Raw genomic sequence first — 22,947 nt, 5'->3', positions numbered from 1 at the left:
TCCGCGCCCGCCACCCAACCGCAGGGCAGGCGGCCCGCGTTGCGGGCCGGGGCCGACCTCCGGCCGACCCGTGGCCTCCGCTGCGCTCCAGCCACCCCGGGCGTGCCTCCAACTCCCGTGCGGGTCAGGCGTGCCACGCTCCGCGCGGCCCACCCGTGAGGCTCGGGCTACAAGCAGCAGTAACAGGGAGGGGTGGTGACGGGCAGTCGAGCGGGTGAGGCGTCGAACGCAGATCGGGGGCAGTGGATCGAGCCCTGGGGGCGCGTGCTTCAAAAATAGTAGCTAGCTTAAGACTGGAATGATGCTACGCCACCCCTGACCAAGAAAAAGACGGTTCGCGGAATGCTTCGATTGCATGTTAGGTGATTAGAGAGAATGCCCGCGAGGGATTACCGAGTAACGGACGTAATGACGGCCGGTGAAATGCCTGAAATTGTGAATGGGTGCGTCGTAGGTGATTAGTCGAGGTCCGAGTGGCGTTCGAGTGGGTGGGCAATGAGGAATGCGCACGGAGGGGTGCCCGTAGGGCGTGCCGTCGGTGCCGGTTGGTCGGCCCTCGGTGCGGGTGGCCGTCGGGACGCGGAGGCCCTCGGTGGCTCGCCTCGCGCGCGCGTGTGCGTCTTACTGATAAAAGGGCCCCACGCGGAAACGGCCTCTGACCTGGGGTTTTGCGGGAGGCGATGTGTTGGCCCTGACACATCGACCTGCGGTTTTGTGCCTCCTGCGACACACCATCACCGGATTTGGTCCCGCAGAGAGGGACAAATTCCGTTCCGCCTGCTCAGGGCCGCATTCGATCGTCAGCGTCTCGGAGGCGGTGTGTCGGCGTCGACACCAGGGGGCCACGCCGACAGGGACAAAGGTCCCTCTGGGCGGGGACAATCTCGACTAGGGTCGCGGGGACCACACGAGATCGAGCAGCAGGAGCCAGGGTGCCCGGGGACGCGAGTCGCTCCACCAGCAGAGGCCGGCGGTCGGTGGACCGCGGTGAGCCCGTGACGTCGCCGCTGGCGGACAGCTTCGCCAAGGCCCTGGACCGTACGCCGCCGAAGGCCGGTCGGCCGGTGCGGTCGGCCAGGGTCGACTACACCTACCGGGCGCCGCACGACGCCTGGGGCCGCAGCGGCTACAGCATGGTCAGCAACGCGTTCCTCTCCGACGTCCTGGCCGTGCTGATCGCCCGGTACGGGATGTCGCCCGTGCAGTCGGCGGTCCTGCTGTTCTGCATGGGCCGCCAGGTCGAGGGTCGCCTGAAGATCACGCACATCAAGGTCGCCAAGCACCTCGGAGTCGAGCGCGCGAACGTCACCCGGGCGCTGGGCAGCCTGGAGAACTGGCACATGCTCCAGCGCCGGACCAACTCGGTGATCGTGGTCAACCCGCTGATCTGCTTCAAGGGCAACGGCGACCTCCAGCAGGAGGCCCTGGAGCAGCTGCGCCAGGACGCCAGGGCCGCGCTCCGGAAGCACTTCCCGGAGATGCGGGAAGATGTGATGGCGCTGGAGAAGGCGGCGAGCGAGCGCTTCCCGGAGTTCACGGCCCCGGCCGCGCCGGCCCCGCGTACGCGGCAGCTGGCGTTCGGCGACAACGATGTGGAGGAGCAGGCATGCTGATCCAGGCCACCCTCGGGTACGCGCAGCTGCACAGTCTGGAGCTCTCCAAGGCCAACTACGACCTCCTCAGCGCGATGTCGGAGGTCCAGCGTCCCGGCGGCGAGGTGAACGCCTCACAGGCCGAACTGCGGGCGCGGGTGGGCCTCAGCAAGAACCGCACGTCCATCGCCATGAACCAGCTGGTGGAGCGGAACATCGTCCTGCGGCCCGAGGGCCGCTACCGCAGCTACTTCATCCACCCGTACTTCGCCGGGTACGCCACCGTCGAGGAGATGGAGGAGGCGCTGCGCGACGCGGTCGAGGCGATCCGCGCCGGCGAACTGCCCGAGCCCGCGGTCCCGGCCCCGCAGCGACACCTGTCCGCAGTGCCGACGCGCCGGACCGCGTAGTCGAGCAGCCCGAAGCCAGCGGCGCCGCATCCTCCCGAGGGGTGCGGCGCCGCTTCGCGTCGTGGGCCGGGTGTGTCAGATCGGTGCACACGGTTCCCGCAGGCGGGAAACGTGCAGGTCGCAGCCCCGCGAAAAGAATCGTGAGCGGCCCCTTCCCTGGGTGTATGATTTTCCATACAGTGTATTGAAAGTCATACACCTACGGGAGGATCGGCCGTGTTACTCGCCCTCGTCACCGCCGCCATCGCCGTCGTCGGCACGCTGCTCGGCTCGCTCATCAGCGGCCGCTTCCAGGAGCGGGCCGCCGAACGGTCCGTCCGCGTGAACCACGGCGAGACGATCCGGCGGGACCGTCTGGATGCCGTCACGGCGCTGGCCTGCGCCGTCAGCGACCACCGCCGCACCATGTGGGCGCGCGGCGGCGCCCTCCTCGAGGGCGCCGAGGCCGAGCTGATTCAGTCGCTGCGCCGGGAGAGTCACCAGACCCGCTCCCAGGTCACCCGGCCGCTGGTCGCGATGCGCGTGCTGATCACGGACCCGGCTGTGCGCACCGCCGCCGACCACATGATCACGCTGACGTACGCGATCCGGGACCACTTCGGCAGCACCGAGGAGCTGACCGCCGCGCGGGAGGCCGCGATGGTCGCCCACGACCAGTTCGTGGACGTCGCCGCCCGCTACCTCGCCCAGCACGCCTGACCTCTCCGCCGCCGTGCCGCCGGGTGCCGGCCCCGAATGTCATCGCTCTCCGGCACGCACTCCTCCCTCACCACCGCCACCCTCCTCCGCCCACCGCGCACCCGATCGGAGTCCTCATGAAGCAGCAGTCCAAGGCCGTCGCCCGGATCAGCCACATCGAGACGGGGGTCGAACGGACCGCCACCACCACCGTCGCCGTCGGCGAGGGCCTGGCCGTGCTCGCCCCGGCCGCGGCCGGGGCGCTCAACCTGCTCGCCGACGCCGTCCGGCGCGGCGGCGCCGACCACGACGACATCGTCCAGGCCCTCAAGGCCGCCGGTGTCCACGAGGCGTTCGCCGGGGTCTTCGACGCCGCCTCCGAGCGCGTGATGGACGCGGCCGACGACCCGTACGACTTCGACGTGCGGCTCCACGCCGACAACCTCGCCGGGGCCGCGGGCGACGTCCGGCGCGCCTTCCAGTGGCTCTGACCCCCGCCCGCACCCGTCACCGCCTCTGAGAGGACCCTCGATGCCCGCCGTGGCCATCACCTCGTTCGGCTACCTGCACGGCCCGCAGCCGGACGCCCGTGCCTGCTACGACATGCGCCACCAGTTCCGCGACCCCCACCTGCGCCCGGAGCTGCGCTACCTCACCGCCCGGGACGCCCCCGTACGCGAGGCGGTGATGGCCACCGACGGCCTCCTGGCGCTCGTGCACGCCATCGCCGCCACCGTGGACGCCTACCTCGCCGGGCCCCGCCAGGACGAGCCGCTGACCATCGGGCTCGGGTGTGCAGGGGGCCGTCACCGCTCCGCGACGGTGGCCGACGCGCTCGCCGCCGTCCTGTCCGGCGACACCGAGACCGCCGCCGCGTACCGGGTCGCTGACCTGGCCGACCGGTACAAGGACCGCGGCCTGGCCGTCGACGTCCATCACCGCGACCTCGCCAAGGACGTCGTGCACCGCTGAACCCCGCCCCGTCCCGCACCACCAGGAGGAGAGCCCGGTGACCACCGAGCCCGAGCACACCGACCCCGTCCCCGTCCCCGACCTCACGATCCCGCTGTCCGCCGCCGACGCCCGAGCGCTGGGCGACGACGTCGGACAGATGGCCATGCGGCTCGGTGCCGTCCTGCACGGCCTCGCGCAGCTGCGCGACGGCGGGGCGAGCACCGACGACCTCGCGACCACCGTGCTCATGTCCAACGGGCTGATCAACCGGCTGGAGGGCATCCGGGACGCCGCCGTACGTCAGCACGCCGCCCGGGGCGGCTCCTACGGCGCGCTGGCGACCTCCATGGACGTCACCCGGGCCACCGCGCAGTCCCGCCGCGACACCCTGCTGAGGAAGGACCCGAGCGAGATGGAGCGGTGGGCCACCGACGGCGACTGACCGCCGCGCAGCAGGCGAGCGGCCCGGTGGCAGCACGGCCCCGCTGCTCGTGCAGCACCCGGCCTGCTGCACGAGCAGCACCCGTGTGCCGCCCGGCCGCCGGCCTCGCCGTGCGGCACCTGCCGCCCGCCGTGCAGCGGACACAGCAGCGCCCCGGACCGTGATGGTCCGGGGCGCTGCTGTGTGTGCTGCTCAGGCTTCGACGTACGCCACGATCGTGATGGTCCGCAGGGCGGTGACGTAGTAGATCACCCGGACGCCGTCGACCTCGTCCGCGTAGTCGCGCAGCAGGGTGCCGGGCACCGCGGTGCCCAACTCCGGGTTGACGCTGATGGCGACGATCGCGCGGTCCAGGCGGTGCGTCTCGTGCGCGGTGAGCTTACCGAGCTGGGTGAGCGCGGGCTCCACCATGACGACCTGGGAGCGGCGCGCCCCGTGCTCAGGCGACACGGGGCTGCTCGTCCGCGAGGCGGGCGAGGTGGGCGTCGCGGGCGGTCTCCCACGGGACGCCGGACTCGGGGGCGGGGTAGCCGTTGGCGGCGATGTCCTCCAGGACCGAGGCGAGGACGTCCGTCTTGGCGCGCTCCGCGGCCGCGTACGCGAGGACCGATTCGGCGGCGTGCTCATCGAGGGGCTGGCGGGCGGGCGCGGGGGCCGGCTGCTGGCTCATCCGGGGCTCCTGGGCTTCTGTCTGGCGTGTGTCACCACGGTATCGCCGGGGCGGGGCACCGGACCCCGGTACGGACGAACCGGACCGGCGAGGGCTCTGCGGGGCGCGGGGCCGGCCCTCCCGGCTCACTGCGGACCGACACGGAACGTGATCACGGGCCGGTGGGGTGCCACGCTGCCGCGCCTGTATGTCCGAATTGATCGGCTTTCGGGGATGGGCTGTCACGCGGCCTTCCGGCAACGTGACAGGGGGCGTGACAGGGGGCGTGACAACTGACTATCACGCTCGGTGAGCGTGACAACTGGTTGTCAGGTCTGGATCGGGGGCCAGACGTGCGGGCCGGTGCACTGCCCGCAGGCGGCGCAGCCGGCGCACTCCAGGCAGAACTGGCGCGGGGTCAGCGGGCAGTGGCAGATCGGGTTGTAGTCGGGGTCGTCGTCGCCGGGGTAGAGCGTCTCGCCGAATGGCGGCTCGGTCCAGGCGATGACCGAGCCGTCGGCGAGCAGGTCCTCGTAGTGGTGGCCGATCTCGCTGTGCTTGCTCCAGACCACCATTTCGTCCGCCGCGCTCACGCCGTGCCGCCCTTCACCGCGGCCGCGGTCTCCAGCCACGCGGCGAGCGCGGTCGTGGCGTCCGGGTCGGCCTGGGCGAGACGGCCGACGAACTCGAGGCCGTCGTCAACCGGGGCACCGGTGCGGGCGAGGGCGGCGAGCAGCGCAGCGCGGGCGCGCACCGAGGCGGGCAGGGAGCCGACGGCGGCCGCGCGGGCGGCCGGGTCGGCGTAGTGGCCGTCGCGGTCGGCAAGGGCGCGGGCGAACCAGTCGTCGACCGCCAGGACGCGGTAGTCGTAGTCGTCCAGGAGGGCGCGGGCGGCTTCGTCGCCCGGCCGGCTCGCCACGGTCCGGTCGAGTCGGCCGGACCCGGCCAGGGCGAGCAGTTCGGCCGCCCGGTCGGCGAGCTGCTGCTGCTCCTGGCGGTGCTGCTGCTCGGCTTCCTCGCGGCGCCGGTCTTCGGCGAGCTCCTCCTGGACGACGACGTCGACGTCCGGGTCGTACGGACCGCCGGTCACGGCGAGCAGCTGCACGACGCGCTGCCACTCCGCGAGCTCCGCAGCACGGCGGCCGCCGTCGTCGAAGGCGGATTCGTCGCGGCGCTCCAGGTGCGCCTGCTGTTCCGCCCCTTCGAGCCCGGCCACCGCCTCGCTGTGCGTCATGCCCCGCGCGCGGCGGCGTACCGAGGACCGGCCGACCTTCGCGTAGTCGATCGGCGTGCGCGGGCCGCCGACGCGGCCGCGGGCCTCGGGGACACGGCGCGGCCGCCACCCGTCGGACGTGTTCATCAGGACTCGCTTTCACCTCGGATACAGAAATGATGGCCTGCTCGGAAAAGTGCTTGGACGGACCGGTCACACAGGTCTACAGCACGCTCGGATTCCGCGCTGCTAAAACGCTATATCCAGCCGCTGGACGTCCGTGAAGTTCACCTTCAGACTCGCTCGTCCTCCACCGCCTTGACGGAAATAGGCGTCCGCTATGGCCTCAGCGACGGCATCATGTAGAGCTGAGTCCGTCGCACCCTCCTCCAGCGCGGCGAGGATGAGGGCCGCGTGGGAGGGCGACACGGCGATGCTGAGATCCCGCACCCGGTCGTCGTCCGAGGACCCGTTCGCGGTGAAGCCGAGGGTGGCCCGGAAGCTGATGACGAGCCCTCCCGAGGTACTCGCGTGCTGCCTCACACGTGCTTTGACCTGCGGTTGCCACTCCGACTCGGTCTCTTGGATCAATGCCTCCTGAAGGCGCTTGTTCGGCTTGGTGGAGGCCCCCGAGAGGTAGCGCTGCACCGTCTTGCGGGAGACGCCCAGGCGCTCCGCCAGGCTCTTGGTGGAGCCCTTCTCCCGCTTGCGAAGAAATTTCATCTGGGCTCGCGCGGATTTCGGCGCGGGGCGGGTGAACAGGGTGCGCTCCACGCGGGCGAGGCCCTCCATGAACCTGGCACGCGTCTTGGCCGCCTGCGCTGCCTTCTCTGCCTTCTCTTCTTCGGTCACGGGGGTAGCTCACCGCCGCAGCCCTGTGGACAGAGGCCGACGCCCGGCGGACCGCCGGGTCGCGGCCGGGCCTGCCTACCGTGGACGGCATGACGACGACGCCCTCGGACGGCCCGGCCGCCCCCATGCCAGTGGTGGTGCTCCTGCCGGACGGCCAGGAGGTCACCGCCCGGCTGTGGGCCCGGCGCGAGACGCCGCGCGGCTGGCTGTACCAGGTGGGCCTGCCCGCGTACCGCAACACCGAGGACAGCGACGTCCAGGCCGCGGAGTACCGGGTGTGGGTGCGGGCCCCCGAGCACGTCCGGCCGGTCGACGGCGTCTCCTACGACACCGTGCCCACCGAGCGCCTGCCGCCGCCGTCGACGGTGCGCCAGGTGTTGGGACCCCGCCGGCGCTCGGGCTGGGTGCTGCAGAAGGCCGGCGGCCGCGGGCCCGGCCGCGCCGTGCTGCACGCCGTCGACTGTGAAGAGGCCCCGCAGGGCGCACCGCTGCTGCCCCTGGAGCGGGCGCTGGACGTCGCGGAGCAGCCCGGCACCCGACTGTGCTCTCTGTGCGGCGCAGCGCAGGAGCTGGACCCCGTGCTGCGCGGCTTCGACCACATCGAGGGCGGCTGATCTCCACCCGTGCGGGTGACGCGCCCTGGTGGGTGCCAGCGCCGGGCCGCTACGTTCCCCTGGACTTGATGATCGAGGGGGAGGGCCAAGGGATGGGCGAGCGCCGCGCGTTACGGGAGCTGCGGGTCTTGATGTGGGTGGTCATCGCGATCGAGGTGCCGGTGTACCTGGTGTGGCTGGTCGAGGTCGGCTACCTGACCGGGCAGGAGCTGCCCCGCGGCGACGTCGCGCGGTGGGCGCCGCCGGTGCTGCTGCCGCCGGCGGCCGTGCTGTTCTGCGTGATGGCGGGCTGGGCCTGGTGGCTGAGCGTGGTGGCCGGCACCCGGTCGGCGCTGCGGGAGCGGTGGATGGGGGCTGAGGAACATCCGTGTCAGATCGTGCGCTAAGGGTTCGCCGGGTGGTTTGGTGCTTTGACCTGGGGTGATTGAGCGTCAGAGTCTTCGTGGGTCGCTGTTGTCGATCTTCGGAGTGTTGTTGTGGCGGTCGAGTTCCTGACGGATGAGCAGGCGGCCCGGTACGGGTCGTTCCACGAGGCGCCCTCGCGGGCGGAGCTGGAGCGGTACTTCTTTCTGGACGACGCGGACCGGGAGGCGGTGCAGGCCAAGCGGCGGTCGCACAACCGGCTCGGGTACGCGGTCCAGCTGACGAGCGTGCGGTTCCTGGGCCGGTTCATGCCGGACCCGCGGCAGGTGCCGGCGGAGGTGGCGGAGTACCTGGCCGGGCAGTTGGAGATCGAGGACGCCTCGTGCCTGAAGCTGTACGGCGAGCGGGACGGTACGGCCCGTACGCACGCCGGGGAGATCCAGGGGGCCGGGGGCTGGCGGGACTTCGCCGAGGTCCGCGAGGAGCTGGCGGAGTGGCTCGATGCGCGGGCGTGGACGACGGGCGACGGGCCGAAGGCGTTGTTCGACGCGGCGGCCGGGTGGCTGCGCGAGGGCCGGGTGCTGCTGCCGGGAGTGAGCCGTCTGGCCCGGCTGGTGGGGTCGGTGCGGGAGGCGGCGAACCAGCGGCTGTGGGACACCCTGTACGGGATGCTCGGCGTGGGACAGCGGGCGGTGCTGGACTCCCTACTGACGGTGCCGCCTGGTGAGCGGGTCTCGGAGCTGGACCGACTGCGCCGGGGGCCGGTGCGGGTCTCGGGCCCGCAGATGAAGCGGGCGCTGGAGCGGGCGGAGGAGATCGCCGCGCTCGGGATGGGCGCCGTGGACGTGTCGGCGATACCGCCCCGGCGGCTGGCGGAGCTGTCGCGGTACGGGGTGGACGGGAAGGCTTCGCTGCTGCGCCGGCACTCCGACGCGGCGGCTGGCGACGCTGCTGGCCACCACCGTCTACCTGACGGCGCGGGCGGTGGACGACGCGCTGGACCTGCTGGAGGTGCTGATCGCGACGAAGCTGCTGGCGAGGGCGGAGCGGGAGAGCGCGAAGGAGAAGCTGAAGACGCTGCCACGGGTGGAGCGGGCGTCGGCGAAGCTGGCGACCGCGTTCCAGGTCGTGTTCGACACCACCAGCGAGCAGGTCGACACCGACACCGGGGAGATCGCCCCGCCGAAGGTCGAGAGCCTGGAGGGGATGTGGGCCGCGATCGAGCAGGTGGTGCCCCGCCACGAGCTGGCCGCGGCGATCGCCGCGCTGTTCGAGCTGACCCCGCCCCTGGGCTCCGACGCCGACGAAGCATGGCGAGCCATGCTGGTCAACCGGTTCGGCACCGTCCGGCCGTTCCTCAAGCTGCTGATCACCGTGGTGGACTTCGACGCCACCCCGGAGGGCGAGCCGGTGCTGTCAGCGCTGCTGTCGCTGCCGGAGCTGATGGGCCGCAAGAAGGTCGGCCCCGCCGAGATCGACACCGGCCTGCTCACCGGCTCCTGGCGGCGCCTGGTCCTGTCCGCCCCGCACCTGGAGCCCGGGACAGTGGACTGGAAGGCGTACACGTTCTGCGTGCTGGAGCAACTGCACCGGATGCTGCGCAGCAAGCAGGTCTTCGCGCGGAACTCCTCGAAGTGGGGTGACCCGCGGGCGAAGCTGCTGGCCGGTGAGGCGTGGCAGCAGGCGAGGCCGACCGTGCTGGCCTCGCTGAACCTGCCCGGGGAGGCGGGCGCCCACCTGGCGGCGCGGGCGGCGCTGGACGGCACCTACCGGGAGGTCGCCGCCCGGGTCCCGGACAACGCGCAGATCGTCTTCGACGACGACGGCCGCCTGCACTTCGCGGCCCTGGAGCCGGAGCCCGAACCGGCCTCCCTGCTCGACCTGCGCGCGGCGGTCAACGCGATGCTGCCCCGGGTGGACCTGCCGGAGGTGCTGCTGGAGGTGATGTCGTGGACCGGCGCGGACCAGGCGTTCACCTCGGTCACCGGCGGCGAGGCCCGGCTGAAGGACCTGCACGTCACGATCGCCGGACTGCTGGTCGCCCACGGCTGCAACGTCGGCTACACCCCGGTGATGGGCGGCGCGGACGCGCTGAAGTACGGGCGGCTCTCCCACGTGGACCAGACGTACCTGCGGCTGGCGACGTATCGGGCGGCGAACGCGGCGCTCATCGAGCACCAGGCGTCCATCCCGCTCGCGCAGGCGTGGGGCGGTGGCCTGGTGGCCTCGGTGGACGGGATGCGGTTCGTTGTCCCCGTACCGTCGGTGTACGCGCGGCCGAACCCGAAGTACTTCGGGCGCCGGGGCGGCGCCACGTGGCTGAACATGATCAACGACCAGGCGGCCGGGCTGGGCGGGAAGGTCGTGGCCGGCACCCCGCGCGACTCCCTGTACGTGCTGGACGTCCTCTACGACCGTGACGGCGGCCGCCGTCCGGAGATGATCGTCACCGACACCGCGTCCTACAGCGACATCGTGTTCGGCCTGCTGACCCTGGCCGGGTTCGCCTACGCCCCGCAGCTCGCCGACCTACCCGACCAGAAGATGTGGCGCATCGACCGCACCGCCGACTACGGCGCCTTCCAGGACGCCGCCCGCGGCCGGGTCGACCTGGCCCGGATCGAGCGGCACTGGGAGGACATCCTGCGGATCATCGGCTCCATCCACACCGGGGCCGTCCGCGCCTACGACGTGATCCGGATGCTGTCGCGGGACGGACGGCCCACCCCGCTCGGTGACGCGATCGCGCACTACGGGCGGATCGCGAAGACCCTGCACATCCTGCGTCTGGCCGACGAGCCCAGATACCGGCGCCAGATCAAGGTGCAGGCCAACCTCCAGGAAGGCCGCCACGCGCTCGCGCGGAAGATCTTCCACGGGCGGGCCGGGCAGCTCTACCAGCGCTACCAGGACGGCATGGAGGACCAGATCGGCGCCCTCGGCCTGGTCCTCAACGCCCTCGTGCTGTTCAACACCCGCTACATGGACGCCGCGGTGAACCAGCTGCGCGCCGACGGCTTCGACGTCCGCGACGAGGACGTCGCCCGCCTCTCGCCGTTCGTCCGCCATCACATCAACGTGCTGGGCCGGTACTCCTTCCAGCTCCCCGACCTACCCGGCGGCCTGCGGCCCCTGCGCGACAAGCACGCGGCCGACGACGAGTGAGGCCCTTGCGGTATCCGGAACTATGACCGCAGCGTTTCCTCAACCTCGGCCTTGATTGCCACCAGCTCGTCCTGGGCCCGCTTCAGCCGCTCGGCGGCCTTGCCTAGTTCCGTGTAGAGCGAGGCCATGCGCTGCTGCTCGTCGGCGATCCGCCGCTTCGCGCGCTCCGCTCGCTCGGTGAGGATCTCGTAGCGCGGGCGGGCCGGTGTACGGCACGAAGGCTTGCTGCGTGGCCGGGAGGACCGCTCGGAAAGCCACGCCCTGACCTCAGTGAGAACGTACAGGCGCGGAGCACGGGCGTGGTTGCCCTGGATGGCAACCACGGCGGGGAAGGTCGGATCGCGGCTGGTCCAGTTGGAGACGGCGGCTCGTGTGACGCCGGTCAGTTCGGCGATCGCGTTTTGGTTGACCAGTTCGTCTTCTCGGCCCTCGAATTCGGGCCGGTGCCACGTCACCAGAGACATGCCTGTAAGGCTAGCCTGACGGGCGAGTGTCAGGCTAGCCTTACAGGCATGGTGGACATGAATGCGAAGGCGATCCTGGCCGACTACCTTGACGACTTCCCCGACGAGACAGAGGGGCGGGGGGTCCCGATGCACGTTCTCGTCTCGATCATCAACAGCTACATCTCGCAGTACGACAACGACCGCACGGGACCTGTGACCGCGCTCGAGGCGCTTACGGCAACGCGGTTGCTGGCCGAGTCCATGTCGGCGAGCCGCGGATGGATCACCGGGGAAGCCCGCCGAGAGGGCGCTTCCTGGACCGAGGTTGGCCACGCGCTCGGCATGACCCGGCAGTCGGCCTGGGAGTTCTTCAAGAAGTACGCGGAACGCCCCGTGTCCGGCTTCGAGCACCTGGCCGTGAGCGAGCTGGCCGCGCTTGGGGAGAAGCCAACGGACCGGTGAGGACATGCCGGGCGGCGGCGTCGCCCGGCGCGCCGGGTCGTTCGCCTCAACGTCTGCTGTCTCCCGGCGCGAGAAGGCTGGTCAGCTCGGAGATCGCCTCGTGTGAGGGCTTGAAGTAGCGGCGGACGTTCTCCGGCTTCTTATGCCGGGACTTCGCCATCAGCATCAGCAGGGAGGCGCCCTGTACGCCGAGTTCGGTCAGCCCAGAATGGCGGTACTCGTGCAGGTCCCAGCCGGTTCCCGGCCCGCGTACGGCGGTGTGCTCATCGAGGAGGGCGCGGGCCTGGCCATAGGAGAGGCGGGCCAGGCCGGTGTCCGGGCACACGTCGCGCGGGCTGACGACCTTCCCCGGCCCCGGGCGGCGGTGGGTGACGAAGACCGGGCCCCGGGTGCGGCCCTTGAGCAGGCGGGGCAGAAGCCGGGCGGTGCCCGCGTCCCAGTAGACGGTCTCCAGCACGAAGTCCTCCCGGGCCTGCCCGCGCCGGCGGGCCTTGCTCCGGGCGCCCTTGGCCTTGACCGGGCAGCGGCGGGCGGCGAGGTCCAGGTCCTCGATGTTTGACGCCCAGGATCTCCTCCGCGCGGGCGCAGGTCTCGTAGAGCATCCGCCACAGCGTCTTCTCCCGCAGGTGGACCTCGCGGCGGGCGATGAGCCGGTCCACGGCCATCTTCGAGCGGGCCGGGGTCTCGGAGTCCGGTACCGCCAGCCGCTTCGCCCAGGCCGGGACCTGCGGGCCGTCGTAGCCGTACTCCCCGCACCAGCCCAGCCACGAGAGGACCGCTGCCCGGCGGGCGTTCCAGGTGTTGACCGCCGCGGTGCCCCACAGCAGCTCCAGGGCCTCGCCGATCTCGTCGTCCGCGACCGACCCCAGCGGGCGGCCCTCCCCGATCCGCTCGGCGGTCTTGCCTACCCCGGTCGAGTAGCTGCGGACGGTGTTCGGGGTGCGGAGTGAGTCGAGGAAGGCGTCGGCCGCCGCGCGGACGGTCAACGCCTTCCCGGCCGGCAGCTGTACGACGGTGGGCACCGCTTCCCCCTTGCCACGGATAACAGGGCCACTTCACGTATGGCCCGGAGAACGTCACCGCAGGTGACGAATCAAGATCCCCCAGATAATAGGGCGTTATCCGTGGAACAACTTCAGACCAGTCCCACCGCCGGCGCCCCGTCAGCCGCCCACCAGGGCCGACGAACGCTTAGCGCACGATCTGACACGGATGTTCCTCAGCCCCCTGGATCGTCGCTTCGCTGGTGTTCGTCGCCGCCTTCTCCGTGTTCTGCGGGGTGGCCTCGGTCGACGACCCGTCGGTGGCGGTGGGCCTGCTGAGCGCCGTCGTGACCGGGCTCGGCATGACGGGGCTGTTCTTCATCCCGGCCGCCGCCTCCCGCGAGCTGCCCGACGTCATCCGGCGGCGCTCCCGTCGTACGGCGGCCGTGCCCGGAGAGGCGGATCCGGACCCCCAGTAGGCCCGGCCGTCGGATTGCCCGGGGCGCGGCGCGGCGGGCATGCTGCGCGTTCTGCGAGGAGAAGGGGAGAGCGTGTCCGAAGACGACGACACCACGGCGGCGGAAGCGTCGCTCACGAGGCCCGTGGAGCAGCTGTGCGGCGCCGGGGCGGGCGACGGCAGCGAGGCCGCCCAGGAGGCCGTCCAGGCGCTTGCCGACGGCTCTGGGAAGGCGTGGACGCCCGAGCAGGAGACGCAGATCAGGGCCATGGTGGAGCAGATCCGCAAGCTGCGGGATCTGAACCGGCCGGGCGGTGGCTGGTGGCGTCGGCGCCGGGAGTGGCGGGCCCGGGAGCGGCTGGTCGACATGATGATGGCCAGCGGCCCGGAGCTCCTGAACGAGGCGGAACTGCGGCACTGGAAGAGCCAGGCGATGGTGGAGCTGCTGCTGAAGTTCATGGACACCGCGATGAAGCAGGACGACACGGTGGAGACGCTCGCCCGGATCGAGGCGCTGAACGCCGTGACGTACGAGGACTACCGACAGGCCAAGAAGAAGCTCGCCGACGAGAAGGCCGCCGCCGGCTGACCCGGCGGCGGCATATGTGAGGGGCCCCGAACCGCGCGCCGGTTCGGGGCCCCTGCCGTGGGCGGGTGATCACAGCTCGATGTCGAGCCGCTCCACGTCGGTGAACTCCACGTCCAGGCCGTGGGCGCGGGTGTTGTTGGCGCGGAAGTACATCTGGGCCAAGCCCTCGGCGGCGATCTGCCGGAGCTGATCTTCGGTGTGCTGGGAGGGCCCTGAGCGCCATGCTGAAGACGTCGGCCCGCAGCAGCTCACGAACGCCATCGCGTCCAGCCGAACCCGGTAATTCGATGTGGAGATGGGGCCGTTGATGGAATATGGGGCGATGACTAACTCTTTGTTCACCGCGTCGGCGGCGGACCTGACGATCGAGCGCATCCGCGCCCTTGCCGCGCGTCCGGACCAGGTGGAGAGCCTGACGCTGGAGTACAAGAGCGAGTATTCCTCCGGCCTGGTGCAGACCATCGCGGCGATGGCGAACACCTACGGCGGCATGATCCTGGTCGGCATCAACGACAAGGTGGAGCCGGGCGTCGAGCGGATCGTCGGCGTCGAGGCTCAGCCGACGATCGACCAGATCGTCAGCGGGTGCAGCACGATGCTCGATCCGCCCTGGGAGCCGGCCTTCTTCAACGTGCCCCTCGATGACGGGTCGGGGCGCAGTGTGGTGGTGATCCGGGTGGACGCCGACGTCGCGCCCCGGCCGGTGCTGGTGAAGCTGAAGGCACCGATCCGGCTGAGCGGGCGCAACGCCACCGCCGACCGTAACCGGCTCCTCCAGCTCGCCAGGGAGGAGCCGTCGGCGAGGGTGCTGCCCATGGGGCAGAGCGTCATGTCCCCGAATCTGGAGAGGGACAACGAGGGCAAGGCCACCGCCGACTTCATCCTGCGCACCGGCATCAACCTCCCGATGGGAGAAGCCGGCGCCTGGCGCCCGCTGTCCGAGAAGGCCGTCACCGCCCTCGCTCAGGCCCTGAACAGCTCGGCCTTCCCCCGCGCCCTGCGCACCCTGGGGGACTCGTCGTTCTCCTTGTCCGAGGACTTCCACCAGCACGGGCACAACAGGTCCCGTAAGGCCCGGCTGGTGTATCGGGCCATCAGCAGCTCCCCGGTGCCGCACCCCGTGGAGGCCGTCGTCATGGTCGATCTGCCCGAGATCCACGGCTCTTCCACGGGGGTGCAGGCGAAGGTCACCGTCGACGTCGTCTCCCGGGTCCGGCGGTACGCCGACGCTCTCAACAGCGTGGGCACGCCCGGGGCGGCGTACCGCTACCCCGTGCCGAACCTGATGGAGCTGTTCGACGGGATCCTGAAGACCTTCGTCGACCCCACGGTCGTCGCGGAGATCGCCCGCATCGCCGACATCGACACCGCCCTGGTGGCGCAGCCGCGCGAGCTCCACCTTGTCGCGGACGGGCAGGTCAAGGAACTCCTGGCCTTCGACGGCCTGCAGGAGATCCCGGAGGCCGGGGCATCGGGCGGCGGCCTCTTCCGCGCCAACCCGGCGCTGGACCTGCGCAGCTTCACCGACCGCCAGGAACAGGTGGACGACTGGCTCCGCCAGCTCGGCCTGGACGCTGGCCTGACCGGCATGGAGAGCCTGGTCGAGCGTTACCGGGCCACCGCGCCGGTGTAGTCCGTAGGATGGAAAACGCCTGGTCCCCGACAGCTCCAATGCCGGGGGCCAGGCGCTTTGCACGGGCCGTTCTACAGGTCGATGTCGAGCCGTTCCACGTCGGTGAACTCCACGTCCAGGCCGTGGGCGCGGGTGTTGTTGGCGCGGAAGTACATCTGGGCCAGGCCGTCGGCGGCGATCTGCCGGAGCTGGTCCTCGCCGGCGCCCTGCTCCCGGGCGGTGAACAGCTGGTCGGCGTACTCGGGCGGCAGGGCCTGGGTGATGTCCCGGATCCGGGCATCGTCGGTCGTGCCCCCGGCGGCTTCGAAGCCGAAGCGGGCGCGGGTGGAGACGACCAGCCCGGTCGTGGTCGCCGCCTTCTGCCTCGCCTTCGCGCGGACCTGCGGCTGCCACCTCTTCTTGACCTCGCCCTCCAGACGGGCGCGCAGGCCCTGGCGGGGCCGCTTGAGCTTGCCCGTCACGTACCGCTCCACGGTGCGCTGGGAGATGCCGAGCGCCTGGGCGACGGCCTTGGTGCCCTTGAGCTGTTTGACGAGGTACTTCATCTGGGCCTGGGCGCTCTTGGGGGCGGGGCGGGTGAACGCCTTCTCCAGTGCGCGGTCCAGGCTGTCCCCGAGTGAGTCCACCACGGTCTACTCCCCTTCTCCGGCGGTCGGGTCGGCAGTCTTGATCAGGTTGGAGATGTTGAAGACGCCGCCGCGCTCCTCGAACTGCTGCTCCGCCCACAGGACGGTCTGGGTGCCCTGGTGCTTGACCATCCCGGGCGAGACCCCGAGCCGGAACGTGCCCGGCGCGGGCTTGCCCTCGGGCGTGTGCGGCAGGACGTCCAGCGGCGACGGACCCGGCGAGGGGTAGACGATGGCGTCGGTGCCGATCGCGACCGGGTACAGGTCGGCGGTGGCCGCCGTCTTCATCAGCTTGCGGTGCAGGCCCACCCGCTGGTTCGCGAGCACGGCGGCCCGGATGTCCGGGCGCCAGTTCACCCGCTCCAGCGCCGGGTACGGCTCGTAGTACGGCACCTGCCCCCGCGAGCGCTGGCGCAGCTTGCCAATCGCGCCCTTCGCGGTCGCCTTGATCGCGGTCTCCAGCAGCGCCATCGTCGGGTCGGTCTCCTTGCGCCGCGCCATCGCCTCGAGGAACTCGCTCTCGGTGAGGCCGGTGGTGACGCCCATGTCGGCCATCGTGTCGACGTACGCGTCGCGCAGCCGCTTGTACCAGGAGTCCAGGTAGCGGCCCTTCTGTGTGCGCACGTACGCCTCGATCGGCGCGACGTCGAAGCCGAGCTCCACCGCGTAGGCGACGGTCGGCGTGGCGTACCAGGCCGGGCCGGTGGGGCGCTCGCCGGTCGGCGTGAACGGCGAGGGGAGCCGGTCGCCGTCGACGGTGCGGCCGTTGACCCGTACGCGGGACAGGTCGACGTGGGAGAGGTCGACCAGCCAGGAGCCGGGCAGCGCCGGGTCGAAGGCCGGGTTGTTCTCCAGGTGGGTCGGCCCGTTCAGCCCGACCGCGAGGCCGTTCGCGGCCGCGGCGAAGGACATGTTGAGGTCGACGACGACCAGGTACGGGTTGGCGCACTTCTCATCGGTCAGCGGCCGGCACCAGTCGTAGGGCTCCTCCATCAGCATCTCTGCCGGGGTGCGCAGGTGGTGCCGGGCGAACTGGCCCTTGAGGATCGGGTGTTCGTCGGGGACCTCGCACGGCACCACCGGGTAGAGCCGGGTGAGCGCGTCCTCGTTGTACGCCCGCTCGAACTCGCCGGTCGCCGGGTTCTTCTCCGCGCGGGTCGGCGGGCGCAGCGCGGTCATGAGCTCCAGGCCGGTCGTCGCGGTGGAGCCGCGCGGCGTCATCACCCGGGCCGCGTACAGCCCGAGGTACTGGACCAGGTCGGCCGGGTGCATCGTCAGCAGCAGCTCCGGGTCGTCCTTGCGCCCCCACTCACGGACGTCCAGGGCGTGCCAGGGCAGGACGCACAGCTGGACGCAGCGCCGCCGGGAGCCCTCGGGGTCGCGGTAGAGCCGGGCCCACGGGCCGAAGCCCCGCTGGGTCATCTGCAGGCCCGCGCGCTCGATCTGCTTGACCACCTTGTGACCGGCCGGGATCCGGCCCGCGTGCCGCTCCTCCTCCGACAGGGCGACCGGCAGGCCGAAGCGCTCCAGCGCGGACGCGGTCAGGACGAGGATCGGGTCGGCGTCGCGGCCGTTGCGGTGCAGGCGGGCCTGCCCGAGCCGGGCTTCGGTCAGCGTCCAGTCGACCAGCGCGGGGATCGTCTTGGCGGGCACGTCCAGGACCAGGCCGCCGATGCAGTACGCCGACACCTGCCCGTCGGCGTCGGCGTCGATCACCGCGAGCGGGCCGTTCTCGAAGCGCGGGTCGACGGCGGCCGCCGATGCCGTGGTCTTCTTCGGCACCGCCTTCTTCGCGCCCGGGCGCCGCGAGGACGCGGCGGGCTTCGCGGCGAGCGCCGGGCGTACGGCAGCAGCGGGGGCCGGGGGCGCCGGTGCTTCGGCCGCCGGGGCGGGGGCGGGGGCAGAGTGCTGGGTGTGCTTCTGGGGGTTCTCGGGTTCAGTCATGGGCACAGCCTCAGCGGCCTGCCCTGTGGACAGAGTTCGCGCTTCCGCCGGAGCGGGCGCGGCGGTGAACGTGGCCGGAGCCGGGGCATCAGGGACGGGCGCGGCCGTGCCCGCCGGGGCGGGGTAGAGCTTGGCGAGACCGTCGAGCAGCCGGGCGTAGGCGTCGCGCTCCGGCGGGCGGGGCTCGGTCTTGCCGGCCTCCCAGCCGGACACCGTGGCCCGGCGCACCTTCAGCGCGGTGGCCACCTCATCGATCGTCAGGCCGTGCGCGGCACGCAGCCGCTTGCGCTCCGTCGGCGGCGGCAGCACGGCACGGGACGCGAGCAGTGCGTCGACCGCGTCGAACAACTCGGACATGAAAGCACCTCCTGACCAACACCCTACCTCATGAAACGTACGAACCGCGTACGTTTTCCGTATTTAGTGCGCACGCAGGGCGTTCGGGGCGGTGGCCGTTGTCTCCGCGGTGGGCCGGGGGCCGGGGCGGCCCCGACGACCAGGACCCGGACGCCGGGCACGGCGTTGGTGTCGGCCGATCGTTGGCCGCAGCGATGATGCGGGCGCTGATCAGGCGGAGCTGGGTGGCGGAGGCATTCCCGCCATGGCCCTATTCCTGAGCGTGCTTGTCGCCGCAGTCGCTCCGATCGGCAGCAGGGCCGGCGTCGCCGGCACGCTCTGTCTGACCTCCGCCGGTGTATTGCTCCTCATCGCCGATCTGCTCTACCTGGCGGACCGCTCCGTGTGGCGATCTCCTCGGCGCCCGGCGCGCTGAGGCCGCGCCCCTCCGGGCCTGTTCGCACGGAGCAGACGGGCGGAGCCCGTGTCCGTGAGCAGTCGTTCGGTCTGCGGGCAGGGGTGGTGCAGCCGCAGGGAGGCATGGGTCTCGGTGGCGTGCCGTGACACGTCGAGGAAGACGCGCAGGCCGCTGCTGTCACAGCGGTCGACGGTGGTCAGATCGACGTCGATGAGGGCGATGCCGTCCTGCAGGCACCGCTCCAGAGCGGCGCGCACCTGGGGCGCGGTGGCGGGGTCGATTACACCCGCCAGGGTGACCAGTGCCCGCCTGTCCCGGTCGTGCCGGTAGATGTTCAGCCGTGGAAGAGTCATGGTGCCTCGGTTCGGAAGTTGCTCAGATGCCCCGGTCCGGGGGTCCTGGCCGTGCCCCGCCCGGTCCGGGGCCCGGTTGTTACGCCGGTTCGCGTCGCTGCGGGCGGAGCCGACGGTTCCGAGGCGCGGCCGGGTGGCCGGAGGGGAGCTCGGATGATCACCTGTGGTGTGTGGTACGCCTGCGGCAGGCGGCGGCCGGGCCGGGGGGCGCTGTACCGGTACGCGGAGATCCTGTCGGAGTGCTGGAGGTCGAGCCGGTGGATCATGTACGCCGCCACTGCGACGAGGACCAGGAAGGCGGTGGCTGTCACGAAGGTGCTCATGGCGGCCACCTCACATACCAATGATGAGCCGGCTGGCCGGCCCCGGTGGGCCAGTCCGTCCGGGAGCGGCTGCGGACACCGCCGAGGCGCCGCCCTCGTACTCCCACGCCTCCTCCGGTCCCAGTGGGTGGCCGGCGACCGAGACACCCTGCCGGGCTTCCTCCGCGGCGATCAGCGCGCTCGCGGTCAGGTGCGGGCCCTCGTACTCGGACGCGGCTGCCATCAGCCGGGCCGCGGACTCCGCTCCGGTCTCGGGCGGGACGACGAGGAGATCGAAGCGGTCGGTGCCGTAGGAGAGCAGCAGCTTGTGCGGGTCGATCTCCGGGGTGAACCAGCCGACCTTGACGATGTGCCCGCTCACGGGAATCTTGCGGGGGATGACCGGCCAGTGCTCAGGGTTGACAGCGATGCGGGTGATGCGGCCCCAGAGGGGATCCAACACGTCCGTGAGCGCGGGCAGTTCGCTCTGCAGATCCCGGGACCAAGGCCACCAGGATCCGTCCAGGAGTCCCCGGGAGGTGCCGTCGGTCTTCAGTGCGAGACGCGCGGCCGGGGCTGCGACGGGCTCGGCGTGCGGCAGGGTGGGAAGCAAGGTCGCCGGCATGATGCGGACCTGTCTCCGAGCCGCCTCCGCGGCGGCCCGAGATCATCTTTCGCCGGGGACGACCCGGCATGGAAGCCGGTGTGCGGGATGCCCTCGGTACTGTCCACACTACTCCGAGTTGCGCTGCGGCGCGGAGCGCCGGCCGCACGGATGTGGAGTACCGGCGGGTATCTCCCGCACTGTCTCAGCGCGTAACCGGAGTCCCTGGGACTGTGTTCCGGGTTCCGGTCCTGCGCCCCCGGTGCGCGGGGGGTCGCTGTTGTGCGAGGAGCGTTCACCAGTTGGGCGGTTGCTTCGTGATCGCGGGTCCGCGCGGCTTCTACTGTGCCACCGTTGGGCCGGACGGTGGCGGACCGGCGTGACCGCTCGCCGGGCGTGACACCGGCCTGTACTCCTCCCGGCCGTCCGGGCGGCCGCCCTGCTGGGGGACGGACCCGAGCCCTGTTCCCTGCCCTGGCGCCGGCACTTTGCCTCGGCTGGCACTGCGCCGAAGGAGGTGAGGCAGGAATGTGTAGAAGCGGTCCGGGAGGAACACTGCGTCCGCGACGATCATCGTGCCAGAGAAGAGCGGCAGTCCGAGAACCACGGCGATGGCGACGTGCATGCCCAGCAGCACGGCCAGGACGGGGTACTTGAGCCGGCCGAAGAGCACGAACGGAAAGGCGACCTGGGTGAGAACGGTCAGGTAGCCGACGACCGCCATCGCGAGCGGATACCGGTCCATGGCGTGGGAGAGTTCGGACCACGGCTGGAAGAGCTCCAGGTTCAGCACGTAGTGCAGGGCGGTGCCGTCGCCCCAGAACGAGCCCTGGACCTTGTACAGACCGGCTGATCCGTACAGGAAGCAGACCTGCACCGCGATCACGAGGACGCCGCAGTTGTGCACCACGGTGACCAGCGTCCGGTGGGCCGCACGCAGGTCCTCCGCGACAACGCTCCGCGTCCGCGCACCGTTCGTGCGCGTCGCCTTGATCCGCTCTCGGCGTGCGTCCAGGGACCAGCGCCGACCGCACGCGGTGAGCACCAGGTAGAGGGCCATCAGGAGCAGGAGATTGTCGCCCCCGTCTGTCATGAAGATCGCCCTGGCGTGGAAGGAGACCACCACTGCGGCGAACAGCACGGACGTGGCCCGGGTCCGCCAGCCCAGCATGAAGAGCGCGGACGTCAAGAGGGCCAGCACATAGCAGAGTTCGAAGTAGGCACGGCTGTCCGACAGGAGCAGGAAGCTCCACCAGCCTGTCTGGTCGAAGAGCTGTGCCGCCAGTGCGGGTGTCCATGGGGAGCCGGGACCCCAGATTTCGTACCGGTGGGGGAACTCCCGCAGGAGGAAGACCAGGTAGAGCAGCCCGTACCCGATCCGCAGAACCGACGTGGCGTACAGGGACAGCGGTCTGCCGGTGAGAAGGTCCCAGACGCCCTTGGTCCGTGCGAGGAGCAGACGGTGGATGGCGGCGGGGACCCATGCCCCGCCCACGGACCCGCCAGGTACGGCCGTGGTGGCCGGGAGTTCGCGGACCTGCTCATTTCCCATGGGGGGTCACCTTCCACCAGGGCAGGAGCCGGTTCTCCACCGGCGTGGGCGGCCGCCGCCCGGCCGACGTGCCGGGCGCGGCGACGGGTGCTGTGACGACCCGGAGCTGGATGAACTCGAACATGCCTCCGTGGTGACCGGCGACGCGGTCCGCGGCGATGTTGCTCAGGTACTTCTGCATCATCGCGGCCCGCGGCGAGCGTGCCGTGTCGTCGGCGCCGTGTGTGTCGACGTAGGAGGTCCAGGCACGGCGCAGGAGGTTCTGAGCCGTGTGGCTGGGAAACGGGTCGTGTTCGACGGCGGCACGATCCAGGGCAGTCAGGTTGATCCAGGGGCTGACCCGCGTCGAGCCGTCGTGCCCGGTGTGCGCGGCCCTCGCCCACACCCTGTGATTGACGGAGTCAGGATTGGGGGCGAAAAGCCGCCAGTTCTGTTCGAAAATTGGGTACACCCACGCATCGACCTGGCGGCTGTACCGTTGCGAGACGGGGTTGGGAGGCGTCACATGGAGAAAGACGGCACCCAGATGAACCAGGGTCGTCACCACGCACATGAGGACGGCGGTGTGCAGCGCCGCTCTCAGGGCCCTGGCACCACGGGACCGCCCGCGGGGCGGGTCGGCGTCCTTTCGCCGCTCCCCCGGCAGCGGGCCGGCATCGGTCCGTCGGTATTCCCTTACGTGTGCTGAATCAGTTCCGCTCGACACCGCCCACCTTGCCTTCGCTGTGTTCGCTGCCTGGCGTCCGAGGGTTTCCGCGGACCGGCATCGGCGGTGTGCGGCGGAATTGAGGGATCCCGCCGCACACCGTCATCCGGTGTATGGACTTGCAACCTGCCGACTAGCTTTCGTGGCCTTCCTGACCGTCGGACTTCGGTGCGTCGCCGTAGCCGTAATTGCCGAAGTCGCCGTAGCCATGACCGTTGTTGTCGTCCGGCCGATCACCATGGCCGTGGTCCGGCTTGCCCGGCGCGCCCTGATGTTCCTCGCCCTGCTTGCCGTGGTCGTCATGCCCGGCACCGTGGTCCGGTCCGCCGTGCTCATCCGCCTTGCCGTGGTGTTCACCGGGTTGGCTGCCACCGTGCTGACCCGCGGTGTTTCCGACGGTGTTGCCCGAAGTGTTGCCTGTGGTGACGTTGTTGCCCGCGGTGTTGCCCGACGTGTTCCCGGTGGTCGCGCCTGCCGTCACGTTGACGCTCGGCCCGCCCAGGAGACCGCCGCTGACCAGGCCGCCGCTGACCAAGCCTCCACCGATTAGACCGGTGGTGGTGCCGGTGGTGGTGCCGGTGGTGGTACCGGTGGTGGTACCGGT

At 71.1% G+C, this 22,947-nt stretch carries 25 protein-coding genes and 3 pseudogenes; 13 read left to right on the top strand and 15 right to left on the bottom strand.

Annotated features, from left to right (window positions below; genetic code table 11):
• Positions 1-995 precede the first annotated feature (995 nt).
• The 6 genes from GTY84_RS35045 (at position 996) to GTY84_RS23805 (ending at position 4,076) form a co-directional block, all read left to right on the top strand.
• On the top strand, positions 996-1,613 hold the full coding sequence (locus GTY84_RS35045; RefSeq protein ID WP_161228428.1) for a replication/maintenance protein RepL: 618 nt from the start codon (positions 996-998) through the stop codon (positions 1,611-1,613).
• Entirely contained in the window at positions 1,607-2,002 is a 396-nt protein-coding gene (locus tag GTY84_RS23825) for a hypothetical protein (RefSeq protein WP_161228427.1), read from the top strand. Before GTY84_RS35045 ends, GTY84_RS23825 begins: the two co-directional genes overlap by 7 nt.
• Before the next feature lie 216 nt (positions 2,003-2,218).
• A complete protein-coding gene (locus GTY84_RS23820; protein WP_161228426.1) occupies positions 2,219-2,701 on the top strand; it encodes a hypothetical protein in 483 nt (160 codons plus the stop codon).
• A 116-nt stretch (positions 2,702-2,817) separates the two neighbouring features.
• Positions 2,818-3,171 (top strand): hypothetical protein, encoded by a 354-nt coding sequence (locus tag GTY84_RS23815; protein ID WP_161228425.1) that lies wholly within the window; start codon positions 2,818-2,820, stop codon positions 3,169-3,171.
• Between the two features lie 40 nt (positions 3,172-3,211).
• Positions 3,212-3,652, top strand: coding sequence for an RNase adapter RapZ (locus tag GTY84_RS23810; RefSeq protein ID WP_161228424.1), 441 nt, complete (start codon positions 3,212-3,214; stop codon positions 3,650-3,652).
• A gap of 37 nt (positions 3,653-3,689) precedes the next feature.
• The gene (locus tag GTY84_RS23805; RefSeq protein ID WP_161228423.1) at positions 3,690-4,076 is read left to right on the top strand and encodes a hypothetical protein; all 387 of its coding nucleotides are present in this window, start codon (positions 3,690-3,692) and stop codon (positions 4,074-4,076) included.
• 192 nt (positions 4,077-4,268) lie between these two features.
• Here the strand turns inward: GTY84_RS23805 and GTY84_RS23800 are convergent, their stop codons facing one another.
• The 5 genes from GTY84_RS23800 to GTY84_RS23780 all read right to left on the bottom strand — a co-directional run bounded on the left by GTY84_RS23800 (position 4,269) and on the right by GTY84_RS23780 (position 6,790).
• Entirely contained in the window at positions 4,269-4,526 is a 258-nt protein-coding gene (locus GTY84_RS23800; protein WP_161228422.1) for a hypothetical protein, read from the bottom strand.
• Positions 4,516-4,746: a hypothetical protein gene (locus tag GTY84_RS23795; RefSeq protein ID WP_037664301.1), complete on the bottom strand. Its 231-nt coding sequence runs from the start codon at positions 4,744-4,746 to the stop codon at positions 4,516-4,518. Before GTY84_RS23795 ends, GTY84_RS23800 begins: the two co-directional genes overlap by 11 nt.
• 308 nt (positions 4,747-5,054) lie before the next feature.
• Positions 5,055-5,318 (bottom strand): hypothetical protein, encoded by a 264-nt coding sequence (locus GTY84_RS23790; protein ID WP_161228421.1) that lies wholly within the window; start codon positions 5,316-5,318, stop codon positions 5,055-5,057.
• Positions 5,315-6,085 carry a hypothetical protein gene (locus GTY84_RS23785; RefSeq protein WP_161228420.1) on the bottom strand — a complete coding sequence of 257 codons (771 nt, stop codon included), beginning with the start codon at positions 6,083-6,085 and terminating at the stop codon, positions 5,315-5,317. The genes GTY84_RS23790 and GTY84_RS23785 overlap by 4 nt, the downstream gene beginning before the upstream one ends.
• 102 nt (positions 6,086-6,187) lie before the next feature.
• Complete coding sequence (locus GTY84_RS23780; protein ID WP_345943509.1) at positions 6,188-6,790, bottom strand: HTH domain-containing protein; 603 nt, start codon at positions 6,788-6,790, stop codon at positions 6,188-6,190.
• 89 nt (positions 6,791-6,879) lie between these two features.
• On the opposite strand from GTY84_RS23780, the gene GTY84_RS23775 reads away from it, so the two are divergent.
• The 3 genes and pseudogenes from GTY84_RS23775 to GTY84_RS23765 all read left to right on the top strand — a co-directional run bounded on the left by GTY84_RS23775 (position 6,880) and on the right by GTY84_RS23765 (position 10,932).
• Positions 6,880-7,404: a DUF6233 domain-containing protein gene (locus GTY84_RS23775; protein ID WP_237532586.1), complete on the top strand. Its 525-nt coding sequence runs from the start codon at positions 6,880-6,882 to the stop codon at positions 7,402-7,404.
• Between the two features lie 131 nt (positions 7,405-7,535).
• Positions 7,536-7,790, top strand: a complete 255-nt coding sequence (locus GTY84_RS23770; RefSeq protein ID WP_161228419.1) for a hypothetical protein — start codon at positions 7,536-7,538, stop codon at positions 7,788-7,790.
• Between the two features lie 105 nt (positions 7,791-7,895).
• Positions 7,896-10,932: pseudogene (locus GTY84_RS23765) on the top strand (Tn3 family transposase).
• A 20-nt stretch (positions 10,933-10,952) separates the two neighbouring features.
• Here the strand turns inward: GTY84_RS23765 and GTY84_RS23760 are convergent.
• Positions 10,953-11,396, bottom strand: coding sequence for a hypothetical protein (locus GTY84_RS23760; protein WP_161228418.1), 444 nt, complete (start codon positions 11,394-11,396; stop codon positions 10,953-10,955).
• Positions 11,397-11,444: 48 nt separating this feature from the next.
• Here GTY84_RS23760 and GTY84_RS23755 point away from each other — a divergent pair, with 48 nt between their 5' ends.
• On the top strand, positions 11,445-11,840 hold the full coding sequence (locus tag GTY84_RS23755) for a hypothetical protein (protein ID WP_161228417.1): 396 nt from the start codon (positions 11,445-11,447) through the stop codon (positions 11,838-11,840).
• A 46-nt stretch (positions 11,841-11,886) separates the two neighbouring features.
• On the opposite strand, the pseudogene GTY84_RS23750 reads toward GTY84_RS23755, so the two are convergent.
• Positions 11,887-12,862, bottom strand: a pseudogene (locus GTY84_RS23750) (site-specific integrase).
• Positions 12,863-13,086: 224 nt separating this feature from the next.
• Between GTY84_RS23750 and GTY84_RS23745 the strand changes: the two are divergent.
• On the top strand, positions 13,087-13,302 hold the full coding sequence (locus GTY84_RS23745) for a hypothetical protein (RefSeq protein WP_161228416.1): 216 nt from the start codon (positions 13,087-13,089) through the stop codon (positions 13,300-13,302).
• Between the two features lie 72 nt (positions 13,303-13,374).
• Positions 13,375-13,869, top strand: a complete 495-nt coding sequence (locus tag GTY84_RS23740) for a hypothetical protein (RefSeq protein WP_161228415.1) — start codon at positions 13,375-13,377, stop codon at positions 13,867-13,869.
• A 69-nt stretch (positions 13,870-13,938) separates the two neighbouring features.
• On the opposite strand, the gene GTY84_RS23735 is transcribed toward GTY84_RS23740, so the two are convergent.
• Positions 13,939-14,130, bottom strand: a complete 192-nt coding sequence (locus GTY84_RS23735) for a hypothetical protein (protein WP_237532581.1) — start codon at positions 14,128-14,130, stop codon at positions 13,939-13,941.
• 61 nt (positions 14,131-14,191) lie between these two features.
• Between GTY84_RS23735 and GTY84_RS23730 the strand changes: the two genes are divergently transcribed.
• Entirely contained in the window at positions 14,192-15,502 is a 1,311-nt protein-coding gene (locus GTY84_RS23730; RefSeq protein ID WP_161228414.1) for an ATP-binding protein, read from the top strand.
• Between the two features lie 71 nt (positions 15,503-15,573).
• Here the strand turns inward: GTY84_RS23730 and GTY84_RS23725 are convergent, their stop codons facing one another.
• The 7 genes and pseudogenes from GTY84_RS23725 to GTY84_RS23695 form a co-directional block, all read right to left on the bottom strand.
• A complete protein-coding gene (locus tag GTY84_RS23725) occupies positions 15,574-16,131 on the bottom strand; it encodes an XRE family transcriptional regulator (protein WP_345943508.1) in 558 nt (185 codons plus the stop codon).
• A 3-nt stretch (positions 16,132-16,134) separates the two neighbouring features.
• Positions 16,135-18,429: a helix-turn-helix transcriptional regulator gene (locus GTY84_RS23720; RefSeq protein WP_161228413.1), complete on the bottom strand. Its 2,295-nt coding sequence runs from the start codon at positions 18,427-18,429 to the stop codon at positions 16,135-16,137.
• Between the two features lie 363 nt (positions 18,430-18,792).
• Positions 18,793-19,179 carry an STAS domain-containing protein gene (locus tag GTY84_RS23715; RefSeq protein ID WP_161228412.1) on the bottom strand — a complete coding sequence of 129 codons (387 nt, stop codon included), beginning with the start codon at positions 19,177-19,179 and terminating at the stop codon, positions 18,793-18,795.
• Between the two features lie 333 nt (positions 19,180-19,512).
• Positions 19,513-20,106, bottom strand: coding sequence for a DUF5994 family protein (locus tag GTY84_RS23710; RefSeq protein ID WP_237532579.1), 594 nt, complete (start codon positions 20,104-20,106; stop codon positions 19,513-19,515).
• Positions 20,107-20,425: 319 nt separating this feature from the next.
• Complete coding sequence (locus GTY84_RS23705) at positions 20,426-21,637, bottom strand: HTTM domain-containing protein (RefSeq protein WP_161228411.1); 1,212 nt, start codon at positions 21,635-21,637, stop codon at positions 20,426-20,428.
• On the bottom strand, positions 21,627-22,190 hold the full coding sequence (locus tag GTY84_RS23700; protein ID WP_161228410.1) for a DUF5819 family protein: 564 nt from the start codon (positions 22,188-22,190) through the stop codon (positions 21,627-21,629). The genes GTY84_RS23705 and GTY84_RS23700 overlap by 11 nt, the downstream gene beginning before the upstream one ends.
• Before the next feature lie 286 nt (positions 22,191-22,476).
• Positions 22,477-22,947, bottom strand: a pseudogene (locus tag GTY84_RS23695) (hypothetical protein); the annotation flags it as partial.

It is taken from the genome of Streptomyces sp. SID8352, assembly GCF_009862265.1.
Classification (GTDB): Bacteria; Actinomycetota; Actinomycetes; order Streptomycetales; family Streptomycetaceae; genus Streptomyces.
This window is presented reverse-complemented; position numbering and strand designations above follow the sequence as displayed.

What these genes read in the sequence shown, in the direction of transcription:
- GTY84_RS23825 (WP_161228427.1), top strand. Translation starts at nt 1,607, where the DNA reads ATGCTGATCCAGGCCACCCTCGGGTACGCGCAGCTGCACAGTCTGGAG.
- GTY84_RS23815 (WP_161228425.1), top strand. Translation starts at nt 2,818, where the DNA reads ATGAAGCAGCAGTCCAAGGCCGTCGCCCGGATCAGCCACATCGAGACG.
- GTY84_RS23810 (WP_161228424.1), top strand. Translation starts at nt 3,212, where the DNA reads ATGCCCGCCGTGGCCATCACCTCGTTCGGCTACCTGCACGGCCCGCAG.
- GTY84_RS23795 (WP_037664301.1), bottom strand. Translation starts at nt 4,746, where the DNA reads ATGAGCCAGCAGCCGGCCCCCGCGCCCGCCCGCCAGCCCCTCGATGAG.
- GTY84_RS23785 (WP_161228420.1), bottom strand. Translation starts at nt 6,085, where the DNA reads ATGAACACGTCCGACGGGTGGCGGCCGCGCCGTGTCCCCGAGGCCCGC.
- GTY84_RS23775 (WP_237532586.1), top strand. Translation starts at nt 6,880, where the DNA reads ATGACGACGACGCCCTCGGACGGCCCGGCCGCCCCCATGCCAGTGGTG.
- GTY84_RS23770 (WP_161228419.1), top strand. Translation starts at nt 7,536, where the DNA reads ATGTGGGTGGTCATCGCGATCGAGGTGCCGGTGTACCTGGTGTGGCTG.
- GTY84_RS23760 (WP_161228418.1), bottom strand. Translation starts at nt 11,396, where the DNA reads ATGTCTCTGGTGACGTGGCACCGGCCCGAATTCGAGGGCCGAGAAGAC.
- GTY84_RS23755 (WP_161228417.1), top strand. Translation starts at nt 11,445, where the DNA reads ATGGTGGACATGAATGCGAAGGCGATCCTGGCCGACTACCTTGACGAC.
- GTY84_RS23735 (WP_237532581.1), bottom strand. Translation starts at nt 14,130, where the DNA reads ATGGCGTTCGTGAGCTGCTGCGGGCCGACGTCTTCAGCATGGCGCTCA.
- GTY84_RS23730 (WP_161228414.1), top strand. Translation starts at nt 14,192, where the DNA reads ATGACTAACTCTTTGTTCACCGCGTCGGCGGCGGACCTGACGATCGAG.
- GTY84_RS23720 (WP_161228413.1), bottom strand. Translation starts at nt 18,429, where the DNA reads ATGTCCGAGTTGTTCGACGCGGTCGACGCACTGCTCGCGTCCCGTGCC.
- GTY84_RS23715 (WP_161228412.1), bottom strand. Translation starts at nt 19,179, where the DNA reads ATGACTCTTCCACGGCTGAACATCTACCGGCACGACCGGGACAGGCGG.
- GTY84_RS23710 (WP_237532579.1), bottom strand. Translation starts at nt 20,106, where the DNA reads ATGCCGGCGACCTTGCTTCCCACCCTGCCGCACGCCGAGCCCGTCGCA.
- GTY84_RS23705 (WP_161228411.1), bottom strand. Translation starts at nt 21,637, where the DNA reads ATGGGAAATGAGCAGGTCCGCGAACTCCCGGCCACCACGGCCGTACCT.
- GTY84_RS23700 (WP_161228410.1), bottom strand. Translation starts at nt 22,190, where the DNA reads ATGTGCGTGGTGACGACCCTGGTTCATCTGGGTGCCGTCTTTCTCCAT.